Raw genomic sequence first — 14,819 nt, forward strand, 5'->3', positions numbered from 1 at the left:
GCGTACGCGTGCGACGGCCGTCCTTCCCAGACTCCCGGCAGACTCACCCGCCGGAAGCACCCCGGTGGCTTACCGGAAGTCACACCGCAGTGTGGCCCCCGATGTGCCCGGGTCCACGCCCAGCACCAGCCGCCGGCCGGTGGCCCGGACCTCGATGCCCGGGCCCGCCGGAACGGCCTCGCGTACCGGCCGGTCCCAGACCACCTCGAACGGTGTGCCGCTGCGGTCGGGGCCGCTGATGCGGATCGCCGTCGTGCCCCGGCCCTCGCGGACCAGCACACTGGCCGGCCCGGTCGAGGAGAGCTGCCCGGCCGTGCCCGGCTGCCAGAAGTTGGCGGTGGTCAGCCCGAGCGACCGCACGGCGACGGCCTGCACGGCGGCGGTGTTGGCGAGCACGGTCAGCCAGTGCCGGTCGGCCGCGCGGGCGGCGACGGTACGGCGGGAGGCTCCGGGCATCAGCAGATAGAGGTAGGAGGCGTCGGCCGGGTCGGTGCCGTGGTCGAGCCAGAGCGTCTGCCAGTGGCGGGTCCGCTGCTCGGCGGAGCTGGTGGTGTTGATGTCGGACCAGGCGCCGGTACGGGCCTCGCGCAGGGTGCGCAGCGCGGCGCCGCCGGGCAGTACCCAGCCGCCGTGCCCCTCCAGATGGGCCCAGCGCGGCCGTTCGCGGTCGTCGACGGTGAAGGTCTGTCCGCCGTCCGGGCCGAGGTTGCGGTTGTCGACGACGGTCTCGACGTCCGCCCCGTCGGCGGCGGTGATGCCCGCGCCGAGGCAGATGACCGTGTCGGCCGCGCAGAACCAGGACTTACGGGCCTCCAGGGTGGAGTCCAGGCCCTTCACATGCTGGCCGACGGCGGCGAACTCGCCGTCGTGCGCTCCGCCGACCCACCGCACGTCGGGCCGTGGTTCGCCCCACTCGCCGCCGGCCCGGTCGGCGAGCCGCTTGGTGGAGACGGTGGTGCCGGGCAGCCGGTACCAGTCGACCGTGGGCCAGAACCAGTCGGTGTACTGGCCGCCGCCGTCGGCGCCCTGCCACCAGTAGAGCATCCCGGCCCCGGTGTGCCAGCCGCGCGGGTTCTCGCCGTTGCCGCACTCGTACGAGCTGATCCGTTCCGATGACATGGAGAGGTTCGCGACCCAGCCGGGGCGTCGGTGCACGGCCCGGTCCATGGCGGTGAACAGTGTGTGGCCGACGGCTTCGGGTGCGGCGGGGACCGGGGCGGAGACGGCGGCGTGCAGCCTGGAAAGGTCGGCGACGCCGAACTGCGGGGCGGTGAGGACCGGGCTGACGGTGTCCCGTTCGGTCCAGCCCTTGATCATGCCGTTCCACCGGTCGCGCTCGGCGGCGGAGGCGCCGAGCGCGAGCAGGGCCACGGCGGCGATCAGTCCCTGGCCGTGGAAGTGGTCGCTGCGCATGACCTGGAGTTCGTCGCTCTTGAGGAGCCCCCGGCTGATGGCCCGGCCGTTGACGCTGTCCATCATCAGACCGTCGTGGATGAGCGGCGCGTAGGCGTGCTCGACGCTGTCCAGGATGATCTGCCGGTTGGGGTCGGTGACCTCCCAGGTGGAGCCGGCCAGCAGGGCGAAGAGCCGGCCCAGGCCGTCGAGCATGACCTGGCCGTACGTACCGGAGTAGGCGATCCAGGTGTGCTGGACGAACGAGCCGTCGGCGTAGAGGCCGTCGCCCTCGGTCACGTACGGGAAGACGGGCGAGAGCGCGTCGCGGGCCAGCGCCGTCCTGGCGTCGTCGCGGCCGAGGATGCCGCGCAGGGCGACGGAACGGCAGAGGTCGACCCGGTTGGCGCCGGTCGATGTGCCGCTGTAGTCGGTGAGCGCGCTGTCGGGGATGAAGTGGTCGACGGCCGCGCAGGCAGCCTGGACGCGCTCATCGCCGAGCTCGGGCCGCAGGGCCGCGACGATGTCCATGAGCAGGCGCGGGCTGCCGATCTGCCATTCCCACCAGTTGCCGTACGGGGTCGTGGCGGGGTTGTAGACGGTCGTGGACAGGTGGTCGAGGCCCTGGACGATGCCGTCGAGCAGATCCGTGTCCCCCGTGCGGCCGGTGCCCTGTTGCGCGTAGGCCTGCGTCATCGTCCAGAGCCGGTTGTAGCTCCAGGTGATGCCGTCCGGCGGGTCGAAGGTGTGCCCGGCCCAGAGCGAGTCCGCGGCGGGGGCCATCGTCGCGCGGAACCCGGCGGCGAGTTCGCCGGTTGCGGCGAGCCGGGACGCGTAGGGCTCGGTGGCCGGGTCGTATCCGGTGCCGAGCGAGAGGCCGTTCCAGCGCAGCCGGAGCGTCTCGAACTCGTCCTCGTCCTGCGCCGCGCGGGCGGCCGGGACGGCGAGCGCCAGGCCCAGTGCGGTGGCACTGCCGGTGGCGAGGAAGGTGCGGCGGGACCAGGCGGGCAGGAGTGACACAGCAGTACCTCCGGGATCCAAGTGGTTTAGACCGGACGGTCGCTGGTCTAGCACGCGTCCGGGTGCGCGGGAAGGGGTCGGGACGGGTGCCGGTCCCGACCCCTTCCCGTGCGCCGCCGCTCAGCCTCCGCAGTGGAAGCGGGCGTCGCCCCAGTCGGCGTGGTCGTTTCCGTTGCCGTCACCGCCGTCGCCGGCCACCAGCTCGACGTACTTGGCCCCGGTGACGTCGGCCGTCAGCGACCAGGCGCTGTCGGCGGCCTTGAGCACCGGCGACTTCACCTTCTCCGTGCCGTCGGCCGTCACGGAGAACTGCACGCTGCCGGCGCTCTTCTGCACGTCGTCCACGCCCACTTCGGCGGTGAACGAGGTGCACTTGCCGCCCAGGTAGTAGCTGACCTTCGCGGGTGCGTGGCTGCCGAGGCCCTTGGTGTAGACGGTGCCGCCGATGGTCAGCGGGGTGCCGTCACCGGTACCGGTCTCGCCGTTGGAGAGGTCGCGCTCGATGGGACCCCAGCCGTTCTCGGAGGCCGTCCAGTCCAGGTCACTGGCCCAGCTGTCCTTGGTGGGCGGCGGCGGCAGGGTCCGCACGGAGGTCTGCGCGCCGAGGTTCCGCTGTGCACCGCCGACCGTGTACGCCGCCTCGGCACCAAGCCGGTACGTCCGGTACTCGGCGTCCACCGGCGGGGTCACCTGCCAGCTTCCGGTGACCTTCGCACCGGCCGCGACCGTGTCGAAGGCGACCGGGCCCGCGGGCTCGGCCTTCCAGCCGTCGGGGACGGTCAGCTTCACCGAGACCCCGGTGACCTCGGTGGCCTCGTGGTTGGTGAAGCTCGCCTTCACGGTGTTGGCGGTGCCCGGCTCCAGGGTCTGTGCGGCCGGCTGCACGGTGAGCGTGCCGCAGGCGGCCCGCTCCCCCGCCGGGGCCGCGCCGAGATCGGTCACGGTGAAGCCGTCGAGGACGAAGTCCGCGCCCTCGGGGGCGTCCTCGCGCTTGCGCAGCCCGGTCCAGGTGTCGCCGCAGCCCGCCGTGACGGTCTCGGTGAAGTGGCCGGTGCTGTGCTGCGCGCCGATCGCGGTGGTCCGGTTGCCGACCGATTCCGGCTTGCCGTCCGCGGTGATCCGGTCGTAGCCGTCGACCCACTCGTAGGCACCGGCGTGGCTGGACTGGTAGTCGTACTCGACCTTGTAGCGGTGCCCGTCGGCCATCGGCACGGTCCAGGGCGCGGTCCGGTAGACGAGTCCGGCGTTCTCCTCGTGGGCCTTGAGGGACTCCTTGCCACCGAGCACGTCGTCGACGAGCTTTCCGTTCCAGCCGGCCCGGGTGTACGGGGCGTGCAGCTGGGAGATGCTGGTGCGGGGGTCGGTGGAGCCGCCCGCGTCGCCCTTGAGGAAGGGGCCCCAGCCCTGGTCGACGTCCTCGAAGTCCTCGTACGCGACGGTGTTCTTCCTGCCGGCCGGGGCGTTGGCGACGACGCGTACGTCATCGGCGCGGACGGTGGCCGCGCTGCCCTTGGCGGCCTCGATGCGCAGGGTGGTGCGCCCGTTGGCGGGAGCGGTGAAGTTCACCTTCGCCCGCTGGAAGTACGTGCCGTGCCAGTCGGATGCCGCTACCTGGTCCTTCGCGGTGGAGCGGTCCACTGCCACGGACTTCCCGCCGGCCGACAAGGTGGTGTGCCGGGTCCTGCCGGGCTCGACCTCGATCAGGGCGGAGGCGGTGTAGCGCGTGCCGGGCTTCAGTCCGCCGATGGACTGGGAGAGCGCCGCCGTGCCGGTGCCGGACAGCTTCGCGCTGTTGCGGCCCTGGCTGTCGGTGTCACGGACGGCGGTGCCGGTCCTCGACCAGTCGGTCAGCCTGCTGTCGTTGAAGCCGGGGTCGTCGACGAGGGTGCCTTCGCCCCACTTGGCGTCCGCGGCCTTCGGCGCCTTGTCCGGGTAGAGGACGTACGGCTGTCCGGCCTCGGCCTTCAGCGTGATCTTCCCGTCCACGGGGCGGACGGTGCCCGTCTTGACCCGGCCGTTGTCGGTGAGCCTGTAGACGGTGTACGTGCCCTTGGAGGGCACCGCCCAGCTGCTCGTACCGCCCGACTTGCTGTAGTGGTACAGCTTCTTGCCGCCGTCCCACGGGAGCAGGTAGTCGGTGCCACTGAGCACCTTGCGGCCGTGGTCGTAGAACGTCCGCCTGCCGTCCTCGACCGTGCCGCTCACCCCGCCGGTGAGGGTGATGTCGTTGCCGTCCCAGCGGGTGATCTTCTGCTGCTGGAGGTACTTGGCGGGCAGGTTGCGCTGCCAGATGTTGTCGTAGAAGGCGTTCCAGTCGGTCTCGCCGGTCCAGCCCTCGAATTCGTCGATGGCGCTCTGGCCGAGGACCGGGTCGTTGTTCCAGACGTCCTTCTCGTCGTTGCGGATGAACCGGATGATCCGCGAGTTGAGGCCCTTGTTGGTGGCGCTGCCGTAGTCGAGGTCATTGGCCCAGTGCGACCAGAGCGAGCCCCGCTCGAATTTGTCGGCCCATTCGCTGGAGACGTTCCAGCCCTGCTTCTGTATCGACTGGAGGGTCTTGTCGGCGATCCAGCCGTGTGTGTAGTAGACGTCGATGTACAGCATGCTGAGGTTGCTGTTCGTCTCGTCCCGCAGCTGCTGGAAGCGCTTGGCCAGGTCGCCGCTGTTGATGTCGCGGCGCTGGTCGATGTAGTAGCTCTGGTTCAGCCAGTCCCAGCCGGGCTTCGTCTTGTCGACGAGGTTCTCGTCGAAGGCCTTCGCCTCCGGGTAGGCCTCGGTGGCGTTGACGTGGACGCCGAAGGTGGCGCCCCACTTCTTGCCGTCCTTCAGGAGCTCGTTGAGGTCCTTCAGCCCGCCGGCGCGCTTGTTGTAGTTGCCGCCGTAGTCGGGGTGGGCGGAGTCGTGGCCCTCGGAGGCGTACCCCTTGAGCAGCGCGAGCTGTCCGAGACCGTCGGTGGCGAGGGAGATCCGCTTGACGTCGTCGAGGGTGCGCAGGAACGGGTGGGTGGCCTGGCTGGCGAAGTTGAACGGGATGTGGGTGACGACCCGGTCCGCGGTGTCCTCGCTGCCCGGTGCGACGACACCGATGGAGCGGAAGGCGACGGCGCCGTCCTGCCAGTCGACGGTCCTGTCGCCGTTGGCGTCGGGCGTGACGACGACCTTCGCCCAGGGCAGGTCGTCGCCGCTCTCCGGCTCGGGCGCCCCGTCGCCGCGGTAGGTCCACTGGCCGGACCACACACCGACCCGGGTGGAGCCGTCGTCGCCCTTGCGGGCCTGGTGCCAGAAGCGGGCGTCGTCGCCGTCGGTGGCACCCGAGGGCTTGTCGTACGAGGAGTTGGACTCGACGGCGGCCGCCAGCGAACCGGTGTTGACGATCGCGTAGGCGGCGCCGACCGGTGCGGTGTCGGGCTCGGTGGCGTCGGTGACCTTCGCGAAGACGTCCGCGGTCTTCGTCGAGTCGGCGTCCAGCCGGGTGAAGGCGGTCGCGGCCCCGGTGTCGGTGCTCGCGACGGAGACGAGGTCGTGGCCGGGGATGTCGATCGTGCCGACGCGGAAGGCCGCGGTGTCGCGGACGGCGGTCACCTTGAACGTGGTGGCGCGTCCGGAGACGGAGAGCGAGGCGTCGATCTCGACACCGGGCAGATCGGCGAAGGTGAGCGTGTAGCGGGCGGCCGACTTGGTGACCCTGGGCGCGCCCTTGAGCCGCACGGTGTGCGCCTTGCCGTTGAGGGTGACGGCGGTGACCGGCCGGGTGCTGCCGGACAGCTGGTTCCCCGAGGCCAGGTCGGTGTACGTCAGTACCCGCGGGAAGTCGTCCGCGACGGCGACGGCGAGCTGCGCGGAGGCGATGACGGCGCCCGCCGGGACGGCCGATTCGGCCGCGGGGGGTGAGGGGGCGGCGGCTGAGGCGGGGAGGGCGGTCCCCACCAGAGCCAGGACGGCGGCTGAGGCGGCGGCAGCAGCGCCCGCCGTAGTGAATCTTGGCGACATGTGCTCTGCGTAGTCGCCGTGTCCGGACACCGTCAACGACGTACGGCCCCGAGGGCCTCTCCAGTCCAACAACCGCTCTGCGTAAGTCCAAGTAAGCGCACGTGGGAAGTGGGGGCGCCTCCGTGGGTCCTGGGTTCAGGTGTTGATCACGGTATGCGGATCCGAACCGGCCGGATACACCAAGTAGCCGTTTGAAGCATCGAGTTGTGAAGACCTTTGTTTTTTGAGAGCGCTCTCAGTCACAAGTCTTGACGGTCGCCGCAGCCCTGACGAGAGTGGTGCGCACCGCGGACGCGCTGGTTCCACCTCCCCGCACCATTCTGCCGTCCGCGTCCACCTGTCCCCCACCGTTCACCACCCCCTCACTTCCACACCCCCCACGCCTCAGGAGTCCCCTCGTGATTTCGCGCAGACTGTTCCTGACGGGCGGCGCCGCCGCCGCCGCGACCGCACTCACCTACCCCCTCTGGGGAAGCGCGCTGAGTCCGAGCGCGTCGGCGTCCGCCGCGACCTGCGAACTGGCCCTGGAGAACAAGTCCCTGTCCGGCAAGGTCAACGCGTACGTCACCGGTCATGAGCAGGGCACCGACAAGTGGGTGCTGCTGCGGGCCGACGGCAGCGTCTACCACCCCGAGTCCCCGGCGGAGCCGCAGACCCCGCTGCCGGTCGACTGCGCCATCCCGCTGAACGCGGCCGGTGGGGCACCCGTCGTCGTGACACTCCCCCAGATGTACGGGGCACGGGTCTACTTCGTGCACGACGACACCCTGGACTTCTTCCTGAACCCGGGTCCGTCCCTGGTCGAGCCGGCCTTCGCCACGTCCACGGACGCGAACTACGGGCGCACCTGGTCGTTCTGCGAGTTCACCTTCAACCCGGAGCAGCTGTACGCGAACATCAGCTACGTCGACCTGGTGACCGCGCTGCCGATCGGGCTGACCCTGGAGGGGGACACCACGCACACCGTGGCCCCGCTCCCGAACGGCGCCGTGCAGAAGATCGCCGACGACCTCACCGCTCAGGCCGCCGCCGACGGGCAGCCCTGGGACCAGCTGGTGAAGCGCGGTTCGGACGGCAACGTCCTCCGGGTCATCTCGCCGCAGAACCTGATGGCTTCGTCCGGCGGCGACATGCCGTTCGGGAACCTGTTCAGCTCGCAGGTCGACGAGGTCTGGGAGAAGTACCGCTCGACGGACCTGCGGATCGACATCCAGGGCGGACGCGGCGTCTTCACCGGACGGGTCGAGGGCGACACCCTGACCTTCAACGGCGGGCACACCTTCTCCAAGCCCAACTCGCAGGACATCTTCACCTGCAACGGCGGTCCGTTCGCCAACAACCCGGCGGACAACGACGACAAGAAGGCCCTGCTGGCGCGGATCGCGGCCGGCTTCAACCGCTCGATCATGCTCAGCCACCCGGAGCAGCCCAACGGCACCACGGTGGCGGACTACTACAAGGGCGATGTGACCAACCACTGGTCGCGGATCGTGCACGCCAACAGCCCGATCGGCTACGCCTTCCCGTACGACGACGTACGCCCCGACGGTGAGCCGGACGTCTCGGGCGCCGCGAACGACGGCAACCCGCGGCGCTTCACCGTGAGTGTCGGTTCCTGACCTCTCCACCACAGGGACCGGCTCCGTCACAAGGCCGGAAGGACCCCCGTCCGGGCGGGACGGGGGTCCTTCCATGCCCGGGGTCCGAACTGCCCGCGCGGGTTCCGGGCGCCGGGCCTGTCCTCAGGCCGCCAGGCCGTTGATGCGGTACTGCATCACCCGGTAGTTCTGGTCGTCGAACCACTGGCTGACGGCGATGTGGAAGTCGCCGAAGGTGGACCCGGGGACGATGAAGCCGCCGTACGGGCTCGCGACCGCGTTGCCGGTCTCCAGCCCCGGCACGGTGGGCACGATCATGGTCTGTTCCGGTGTCGTGAAGAGGTTCGCGGTCGGCAGCGCGAAGACCTGCGCGCGGATGTCGAGCGGGGCCATGTTGAGCCAGGTGAGTGCGTATTTCCCGTCCATGGCCCGGAAACAGATCTCACCCCAGCGACGCGGTGCGCTCACGGATGTCGGCGGGTTTCCCCAGGCCCAGACCCCGCCCGCATAACCCCACGGCTCATAGGCGGCGGGATTTCCCAGGTCGTTCTGCGGAACCCGGTGGAGCAGCAGATCCGATGTCACATCGCGGTTGAAGGCCGTCGACAGGACATAGCAGTAACCGTCGTCCGCGACGGCGTAGGTCTTCTGCTGGAACTGCCCGTTGTACTGGTCCCCGGGCCATTGGCAGAGGTATTGCCAGGTCTCGCCGTTGTCGTCGGAGCGCCAGAAGTCCGAGTGGTGGGTCCGGTAGATGACGCCGCGCATCAGGTGCATGTACATCGTGGATCCGACGGTGAACACGTCGGAGGGAATGGCCGTGGTGCCGCCGTCATGGCCCTCCGGCACGAGGCCGGCCGCGTGCGCGCCGCCCACGCTGCCGTCGATGACGAGCGAGCCCGGAGCGGCGTTCGATGCGCGCAGCCCGACCGGGGCGCGCCAGTCGGGGCCGCCGACGCCGCCTCCGTCGAAGGTGTCCCCGCACACGAAGAGCATCGATCCGTCCGGGCAGCGCGCCGGAATCCCCAGGTCGGTCCAGGGTGCGGCGAAGCTTCCCGTCTCGGCGGGCCCGGTGAGGTTGCGCACCTTGCCGCCGGTGACGAACGGCGCGGCGCGCTCCCGGGCAGCTGCGCCCGGCGCGCCGGCCGCGAGGCCCGCGACGGCGAGTGCGGCGCCCGCACCGGAGCGCAGAAGCGTGCGGCGGCTCGGGTGGACGCGGCCTCGGCCGTCACCGTCCCGGTCGGGCTGGGGCCGGGTGAATCCGTGCATGGCAACTCCTGTGGGGAGGACGTGCGCGACATCGCCCTGCGGAGGATAGGGCGGTCATGCGTCATGGCAACAGACGCCCACATCCAGCACATACGACAACGGGCAACAAAAGGGAATTGCGTCATTGGTCGAACCGCTGACGGCCGGTGTTCCACCGCGGTGAATTCGCCACCATTTCCATTCGCCGGCAACCCCCTTACCAGGGACGACGGTTGATTTATCCGGGACAGTCAACTCCGCTGCCGAACAGAGGGCTTGACTCCGTATTCGGGTCCGCGACACCGTGCCGCCATGCGACAGAAGAGAATGCTGAAGCTCATAACCGCTGCCGCGGCCACCGCCGGGATACTGCTTTCCGTTCCGGCGACCGCACAGGCGGCACCCACCCCCCACGGTCTGCGTTCCTTCCAGGCGGCTCACGGTCTGCGGCCCACCGGCTCGGTCGACGCGGCCACCGCGAAGTCCCTCCAGGCGGCTCCGGACAGCGAACTGCGGACGGTCTTCACGGTCGCCGCCGACCTCGGCCCTGCCGAACTCGCCAACGCCCGCACCGTCATCGGCGTCGGCAAGGGCGCCCAGATTCCCGAGCAGGGCCAGGTCATCGCACTGATGACGGCCATGCAGGAGTCGAAGTTCGTCAACTACCTGACCCCGGTCGACCACGACTCGCTCGGCATCTTCCAGCAGCGCCCGAGCACCGGCTGGGGCACCCCGGAACAGATCACGGACGTCCCCACGTCGTCCAAGTCCTTCTACGGGGTGGCCCCGTTCGGCAGCAATCCGGGTCTGATCCAGATCGCCAACTGGCAGACCAGGCCACCGGGCGAGGTGTGCCAGGCCGTGCAGGTGTCGGCCTTCCCGGACGCCTACGCGCAGTGGGAGCAGTTCGCCCGCGACCTGCTGGCCCAGGAGGGGCCCACCGTCGACCCGATCTACTGAGACCCACCACCGGACCCACTGCCGCTACCCCCACGCGCAGGCGCCCCCGCCCTTCTGGACGGGGGCGCCGACGCGCCCGGGGCCGGGAGCCTCGGACACGGGACGGGGCCGGGAGCCTCAGACCGGGGAACTCGTCGCGAGTTCCACTCGGGCCCGTGCGGCGGCGCCGACCGGTACCGCGTCGGCACCCAGGGCCGACCTGACCAGCCGCACGGGGTGACCGCTCACCGGTGGCTCGGCGGCCAGCGAGGCGAGGACGAACGGCCGCAGCAGATGCCAGGCGTGGCTGACGCCGCCGCCCACCACCACGGTCGTGATGTCCACGACGCCCGCCGTCATCACGATCGCCCGCGCGATCCCGGCACCGGCGGCCCGGTACACCGCGAGGGCGTCCTCGTCACCGCCGTCCGCCGCTCGCGCGACCTCGCGGGCGGTCAGCCGCCGGCCGGTGCGCTCCGTGTAGCGGGCGCCGATGGAACGGCCGGACGCGAGGGTCTCCAGGTGCCCCCGTCCGCCGCACGAGCAGAGCAGGTCACCGAAGCCCGGGATGTGCCCGATCTCGCCCGCCGCGCCGTGCGGGCCGGTGAACAGCGCGCCGCCGCTCCACAGCGCGCCACCGACTCCGGTGCCGAGGGTGATCCCGAGCACGTCGGGCTCGCCGCGCACGGCGCCGCCCGACACCTCCCCGTACAGGAAGGCGTTGACGTCGTTGTCCAGGAAGGCCGGGACGCCCAGCGCGTCCTGGACGGCGTCCGTCACCCCGAAACCGGCCCAGCCGGTGAAGGAGTCGCTTGCCACCAGGATGTGACCGGTGGCGGAGTCCACCACACCGGCGGCGCCGACCCCGCAGCCGGTGAGCCGGCCGGGGGCGCTCTCCACCAGCGGTGCCAGCGCGTCCAGTGCCGCGCGGATCATGGCCGGGCCGCCGTGAGCGGCCGGGGTCGGCACCTCGGCGCGGTTCAGAACACTCAGGTCATCGGCGCACAGGACCACCTGCGTGGTGGTGCCGCCGATGTCCACTCCGGCGAAGAGCCCGCGGTCGTACGGGGTCATCCCTCGACCTCCGGCCGGCCGGCCGCGAGGGCGGCCAGCCGTTCGGCCCTGCGGCCTCGCTGGATCACCGGATCGGGCACCGGTACGGCGGCCAGCAAGCCGCGGGTGTAGTCGGTCTCCGGGTGCAGGAGAGTCGCTCCGGTGGGGCCCTGCTCCTGGATCCGGCCGCCCCGCAGCACCACGACGCGCTGCGCGAAGTGCTGTACGACGGCCAGGTCGTGGGAGACGAAGAGACAGGCGAAGCCCAGCTCGTCCTGGAGCTCGGAGATCACTTCGAGCACCGCCTGCTGCACGCTCACGTCGAGCGCGCTGGTGGGCTCGTCGGCGACCAGCAGCCGGGGCTCAAGGACCAGTGCCCGAGCCAGGCTGACGCGCTGGCGCTGGCCGCCGGACAGCTCGCGGGGCGCCCGCGCGGCGAGTTCACGCGGCAGCCGGACCCGGTCGAGGATCTCGGCGACCTTGGTGCGGCGCTCCTTGGCGCTCAGACCGCGGCGGTGGACCCTGAGCGGCTCGGCGACGCACTCGCCGACCGTCATCCGGGCGTCCAGCGAGGCGACCGGGTCCTGGAGGACCACGCCGATGCCGGCGCGCAGCGCCCGGCGGGCCCGGGACCGGATGCGCCCCAGGTCGGAGCCGAAGAGCGAGACCGTGCCGGAACTCGGCGCGATCAGTCCGAGCGCCACCCTGGACGCGGTGGACTTGCCGGAGCCCGACTCGCCCACCAGGCCAAGGGTCTGACCGGCGTGGACGGCCAGGGAGACACCGTCCAGGGCGCGCACGGCGTTCCTGCCGCGGCCGAAGACCACGGAGACGTCGTGGAGTTCGACCACCGGTGCGGTGTCCGGGTCCGCGGTGCGGGCGGCGGGCACCGCCGGGCCCGCCTCGGCCACCGACAGCCGGGGCACGGCGGCCAGGAGGCGGCGGGTGTAGTCGTGGGACGGGCGCAGGAGCACGTCCTCGACGGGTCCGGTCTCCACGATCTCACCCCGGTACATCACGGCGACGCGGTCGGCGAAGTCGGCGACGACACCCATGTTGTGGGTGACGAGCAGGACGCCGGTGCCGGTCTCCGCCGCGAGCCGGCGCAGCAGGTCGAGGATCTCGGCCTGCACCGTGACGTCCAGCGCGGTGGTCGGCTCGTCGGCGATCAGCAGGGCGGGTTCGTTGGCGATGGCCATGGCGATGACCACGCGCTGGCGCTGTCCGCCGGAGAGCTGGAAGGGGTAGGCGGCGGCCCGCTTCTCCGGTTCGGGTATGCCGACCTTGCGCAGGAGCCCGACGGCCTCGGCCGCGGCGTCCCTGGCGGATATCTCGCGGTGGTTGCGGATCACCTCGGCGATCTGCCTGCCGACCCGGGTCAGCGGGTCCAGCGCGGTGGCCGGTTCCTGGAACACCATGGAGGCGGTCCGGCCGCGCAGAGCCGCCAGGTCGGTCTCGCGGGCGCCGACGACCTGGGTGCCCGCGATGACGGCGCTGCCGGTGGCCCGTGCGTTGCCGGTCAGCAGGCCCATAGCGGCCAGCGCGATGGTGGATTTGCCGGAACCCGACTCGCCGACGAGGGCGAGCGTCTCGCCGGGCTCGACGTGCAGGGAGACGTCCCGGACGGCCGGCACCTCTCCGGTTTCGGTGGTGAAGACGACGCCGAGGCCGTCGAGTTCGAGAATCGGGCCGGCCTGCGGAGCGGCGGGGCCCTGGGTGACGGTCATCCGCGTCCCCTCACGTCGAATGCGTCGCGGAGCCCGTCCCCGATCGCGTTGAACGCCCACACCACCAGGATGATGGCCAGGCCGGGCGGAATGATGAGCCACCAGTAGCCGGAGTAGGCGGCGGTGAGGCCGGCCGAGAGCATGCCGCCCCAGTCGGTGGACGGCGGCTGGACGCCCAGGCCCAGGTAGGACACGTAGGCGACGAGCAGGATGGCGTCGGCGATCTGGAAGGTGGCCGCGACGATGATGGTCGAGACCGAGTTCGGCAGGATGTGCCGGATGATGGCCCGGCTGTGTGTCCCGCCGATCGCCCGCAGGGTCAGCACGTAGTCGCGGTTCTTCAGGCTCAGTGTCTCCGCCCTGATCAGCCGGGAGGGCACCAGCCAGGAGACGAAGCCCAGGATGACGACGAGTCCGGTGAGGTCCGGGGTGGTGATGGCCGAGACCACCAGCAGGATGAAGAGCGCCGGGATGGCGATCCCCGCGTCCACGACCCGCATCATCACCGCGTCGACCCAGCCGCCCGCGTAGCCGGCGACGGCGCCCCACAGGGTGCCGATGACCGTGGCCAGGATGCCCGCGGCGAGGCCGACGATCAGCGAGACCTTGCCGCCGTACATCAGCCGGCCCAGTACGTCGTGGCCGACGGCGTCGGTGCCGAGCCAGTGCGAGCCGCTGGGGGCGAGGTTGACCTGCTGGAGCATCGTGTGGGTCTGGTCGGTGGAGTACACCAGCGGACCGGCGAAGCAGAAGAGGAAGAAGACGACCACGACGCCGAGCCCGACCACGGCGAGCCTGTTGCGGCGAAAGCGCCGCACGGCGAGCCGGGAGCCGGACGCCGTGGCGGTGGTGGCCGTGCCGGGCAGCCGCCCCGGCTGGATGGTGGCGCTCATGCCCGGCCTGCCTTAACTCGGGGGTCGATGATGCGCTGGACGATGTCGGCGAGGAGCGTGCCGACCACGGTCGCGGCCGCGATGACGAGCACGCAGCCCAGCAGCACCGGGTAGTCGGAGGACTGTGCGCCGGTCCAGAAGAGCAGCCCCATACCGGGGTAGTTGAAGAGCTGCTCGACCACCAGCGCACCGCCGAACAGCACCGGCACGTAGTAGCCGAGCATCGCGACCACCGGTGTCAGCGAGTTGCGGAACACATGCCGCCACAGGATGGCGCGGGAGCGGGAGCCCCCGGCCCGCGCCGTCCTGACGTAGTCCTCGGAGAGGTTCTCCAGGGTGGCCGCCCGCATGTAGCGGCTGAACACCGCGACCATCGAGGCGGCGCCGGCGACGACCGGCAGCACCAGGGCCTGCGGCTCGGAGAACACCTGGGCGAGCGTGTCCCCCTGCGGAGCCTGGGACGGGAACCACGGCAGCACCTGGCTGAACACCAGCACCAGGATCAGCCCGAGGAAGTACACGGGCGTGGAGTAGGCGATGAAGCTCAGCGTGGTGATGACGTAGTCGACCGGCTTGTTCCGCCGGACGGCCTGCCACATGCCCATCGGGATGGCCAGCAGGAGGCCGACGATCGCCGACAGGGCGGTGAGGAGCAGGGTCTTGCCGAGCCGCTCGGTGATCAGCTGGGAGACCGGCTCGTTGAGGGTGTACGAGGTACCGAGGTCGCCGTGCAGCAGCTGGTTCAGGTAGTAGAAGTACTGCACGGGAAGTGGCTTGTCGAGGCCCTGCTCGTGGTTGAAGGACGCGATCTGCTGCGCCGTGGCCTGTGGTCCGAGGATCCCGCGGGCGGGCCCCCCGGGCAGGGCGTGCAGCAGACCGAACACCACGATCGTCACGATGACGATCACCACGACGGCCTGGAGGACCCGCCTGATCAGGTACGAGGAAGTACGCATGTG

The 14,819-nt window shown here is 70.9% G+C and carries 9 protein-coding genes; 2 read left to right on the forward strand and 7 right to left on the reverse strand.

Annotated elements, in window-relative coordinates; all coding sequences use genetic code 11:
• Positions 1-69: 69 nt before the first annotated feature.
• Together ACFVJX_RS09330 and ACFVJX_RS09335 are read right to left on the reverse strand one after the other, a co-directional pair.
• Positions 70-2,403: a polysaccharide lyase 8 family protein gene (locus ACFVJX_RS09330; protein WP_384134138.1), complete on the reverse strand. Its 2,334-nt coding sequence runs from the start codon at positions 2,401-2,403 to the stop codon at positions 70-72.
• A gap of 129 nt (positions 2,404-2,532) precedes the next feature.
• Complete coding sequence (locus ACFVJX_RS09335; RefSeq protein ID WP_384134102.1) at positions 2,533-6,402, reverse strand: endo-alpha-N-acetylgalactosaminidase family protein; 3,870 nt, start codon at positions 6,400-6,402, stop codon at positions 2,533-2,535.
• Between the two features lie 398 nt (positions 6,403-6,800).
• Between ACFVJX_RS09335 and ACFVJX_RS09340 the strand changes: the two genes are divergently transcribed.
• Positions 6,801-8,021 carry a glycoside hydrolase family 64 protein gene (locus ACFVJX_RS09340; protein ID WP_384134099.1) on the forward strand — a complete coding sequence of 407 codons (1,221 nt, stop codon included), beginning with the start codon at positions 6,801-6,803 and terminating at the stop codon, positions 8,019-8,021.
• Positions 8,022-8,144: 123 nt separating this feature from the next.
• On the opposite strand, the gene ACFVJX_RS09345 is transcribed toward ACFVJX_RS09340, so the two are convergent.
• Entirely contained in the window at positions 8,145-9,269 is a 1,125-nt protein-coding gene (locus ACFVJX_RS09345) for a DUF4185 domain-containing protein (RefSeq protein WP_384134096.1), read from the reverse strand.
• A gap of 291 nt (positions 9,270-9,560) precedes the next feature.
• On the opposite strand from ACFVJX_RS09345, the gene ACFVJX_RS09350 reads away from it, so the two are divergent.
• On the forward strand, positions 9,561-10,208 hold the full coding sequence (locus ACFVJX_RS09350) for a peptidoglycan-binding protein (protein WP_384134093.1): 648 nt from the start codon (positions 9,561-9,563) through the stop codon (positions 10,206-10,208).
• A 117-nt stretch (positions 10,209-10,325) separates the two neighbouring features.
• Here the strand turns inward: ACFVJX_RS09350 and ACFVJX_RS09355 are convergent, their stop codons facing one another.
• From ACFVJX_RS09355 to ACFVJX_RS09370, 4 genes are read right to left on the reverse strand one after another with little or no spacing between them, the layout of a single operon-like run.
• Complete coding sequence (locus ACFVJX_RS09355; RefSeq protein ID WP_384134090.1) at positions 10,326-11,261, reverse strand: ROK family protein; 936 nt, start codon at positions 11,259-11,261, stop codon at positions 10,326-10,328.
• Positions 11,258-12,967, reverse strand: coding sequence for a dipeptide ABC transporter ATP-binding protein (locus tag ACFVJX_RS09360; RefSeq protein WP_384134087.1), 1,710 nt, complete (start codon positions 12,965-12,967; stop codon positions 11,258-11,260). Before ACFVJX_RS09360 ends, ACFVJX_RS09355 begins: the two co-directional genes overlap by 4 nt.
• Entirely contained in the window at positions 12,964-13,860 is an 897-nt protein-coding gene (locus tag ACFVJX_RS09365) for an ABC transporter permease (protein ID WP_384134084.1), read from the reverse strand. Before ACFVJX_RS09365 ends, ACFVJX_RS09360 begins: the two co-directional genes overlap by 4 nt.
• Positions 13,857-14,816 (reverse strand): ABC transporter permease, encoded by a 960-nt coding sequence (locus ACFVJX_RS09370; RefSeq protein WP_384134080.1) that lies wholly within the window; start codon positions 14,814-14,816, stop codon positions 13,857-13,859. The genes ACFVJX_RS09365 and ACFVJX_RS09370 overlap by 4 nt, the downstream gene beginning before the upstream one ends.
• Positions 14,817-14,819: the final 3 nt, after the last annotated feature.

The organism is Streptomyces sp. NPDC127177 (assembly GCF_042672475.1).
Lineage (GTDB): Bacteria > Actinomycetota > Actinomycetes > Streptomycetales > Streptomycetaceae > Streptomyces.